The following is a 2,553-nucleotide window of genomic DNA, read 5'->3' on the forward strand; positions in this document are numbered from 1 at the left end:
AGGGTGCATGGGCCTACCTTCTGCACCGCTACACGGGGCGTAGGGACATTGTCTACGGGGTGACGGTATCGGGGAGGCCGGAGGACCTTTCGGGGGTGGAACAGCGGATCGGACTTTACATAAATACTATTCATCTGTTTACTAAACTGGATTATTCAAATCCTATTGGAGATTGGCTAAGATTTTTACAGGCAGAACAGGCCAACGCAAGGCAATATCAGTTTAGTCACATCCATGACGTACAGCACTGGACAGTCAACAAAAGAGATCTATTCGATAGTTTACTGGTATTTGAAAGTTATCCTAGCAATAAGACATCAGAAAAAGTACAGACAAAACTCAATCTACGCGATGGCATTATTGAGGAGCATACTAACTACCCACTGAGCATCATTATCGAACCTAAAGAACAAATAGTTTTGGGTTTCAGTTACAATACAGAACTTATCGATAAATTCTATATAGATAGGATTATTCAACATTTTATCAATGTATTAGGTCAGATAGTAAGGGGAGCTTTACATCTAAAGGAAATAAATATATTAACACCTCATGAGATTCAATCCTTTAAATGTCACTTAGTGCATGATCAACAGCTCTTCAGTAAAGTGACAGTAATTGACATGTTTAGAGAATGCCAAAGACTTAATTCCGACAGAATAGCTCTAGTTTTTGCTGATATTAAATTGAGTTACCATGAGTTAGATGTTCTGTCAGACAAACTGGCGATCCATTTGCAGGCCCTTGGAATAGGACCCGAAATCATTGCAGGAATTTGTATGGAACGTTCCCACTGGACGATAGTAAGTATACTGGCAATATTGAAGACTGGTGGAGCATATGTACCCTTGGACCCCGAATATCCCGTAGAACGTTTGAGTTTTATCGTACAGGACAGCGGATGTCGCGTAATAGTTGCTGATAATATGGGTAAACTGTCGATTTCATCTTTCTACAAAGGAATACTTGTTTATACTGATCAATCCGCTGAATGGAATGATGGGTTGGGGGAGATAAAACTTGAAAATAAGCCTTTATCAGATACGCTAGCTTATGTATTGTATACCTCCGGTTCCACAGGAAAACCTAAAGGAGTTATGGTGGAACATGGGAACATAATTTCTCTTTTAAATGCTTTCGAAAATATAGCTCCAGGGAAAGGAAATCTAAATGGATTCGCATTGTGTCCAATAGTTTTTGATGTTTCCATTTGGGAAATTTTTACCAATTTATGTTATGGACATACACTCCATTTACTACCGTCAGAAGCGGCAAATGACCCATTTTATATTGCTAAATATATTGTTGATCATCAGATCAACACTGCGTATTTACCTCCGACTTTGTTGAATGAGATTTTAAGGGAATTCCAGAATAATAACGACACAATTGCACTTACTAGGTTATTAGTTGGTGTGATGCAAATAAAGGAGATAGTTCTCCAGCAATACCAAGAAAGAATCCCTCAACTGAGAATTATAAACGGATACGGCCCAACTGAAGCAACGGTCTGCGCAACCTTCTACGAATTTAAACAAATGCTGTCGAAAGGAAACTCTTACGTACCTATTGGGAAACCTCTTCTAAATTCAGAAGTCTTCATCGTTGATGCTAATTACACAGACAGTCAGGGTGAAAATATTCGATTGCAGCCGATAGGTGTAGCAGGGGAAATTTGTATAACCGGTCCACATGTAGCCCGAGGCTATTTAAATCAACCGGATTTGACAGTAGATCGGTTCATACCTTCACCGTTTGTAGATGGTAAACAAATGTACCGTACAGGCGATATAGGGTGTTGGCTTCCCGACGGGAATTTAGAATATCTTGGCCGAATTGACAACCAGGTTAAGCTCCGCGGATATCGTATTGAATTAGGAGAAATCGAAACAGTAGCTATCGAAAGTGGTTTAATGGATCAAGCGGTTGTGATTCTTCAAAAAACTGACGATTTAGAAAGACTGGTAGGATATGCAGTTCTTAAAGATGAATTAGATTACGACTGTTTGTTAAGCTATCTCCATGCTCGACTACCGGAATATATGGTGCCAATTTTCTGGATGAAACTTGAAAAAATACCTGTGACAAAAAATGGCAAAATAGATTATACCTCACTTCCGAAAGTTGAACCAAATATCCATTATGATCGATATGAACCTCCAACAAATAAGGTAGAAATAAGTCTAATAAAAATATGGTCGGAAATTCTTTGTATTCAAAAAATGGGAGTGTATGATAACTTCTTTTCCTTGGGAGGACATTCTCTGGCCGCTATTAGAATTATTTCGGCAATCCGTAAGGAACTGAGAACTGAAATTTCAATTAAGGACCTGTTTGGCTATCCGACGGTAAAGCAATTATCGGATAAAATCTCTAGATCGACTAACAGCTGGAGTATTAAGAGCATAGAAATAAGGGTAAACGATGGAATTTACCCATTATCTTATAGTCAGGAGCGTTTATGGTTCATTGATCGGCTTGAGGGGAGCGTTCACTACCATGTTCCGGTTGTGTACGGTATCCGAGGAGGTTTGGTGGATGTGGACCTCCTTG

Annotated in this window: 1 protein-coding gene; it reads left to right on the forward strand. The window is 39.3% G+C overall.

The annotated features are described in order from the left end of the window. Positions 1 to 2,553 (forward strand): non-ribosomal peptide synthetase (locus tag RYH73_RS26480; protein WP_335316456.1); only part of this gene is annotated, 2,553 nt, incomplete at both ends.

The sequence above is a fragment of the Olivibacter sp. CPCC 100613 genome (genome assembly GCF_036959255.1).
GTDB lineage: Bacteria > Bacteroidota > Bacteroidia > Sphingobacteriales > Sphingobacteriaceae > Olivibacter.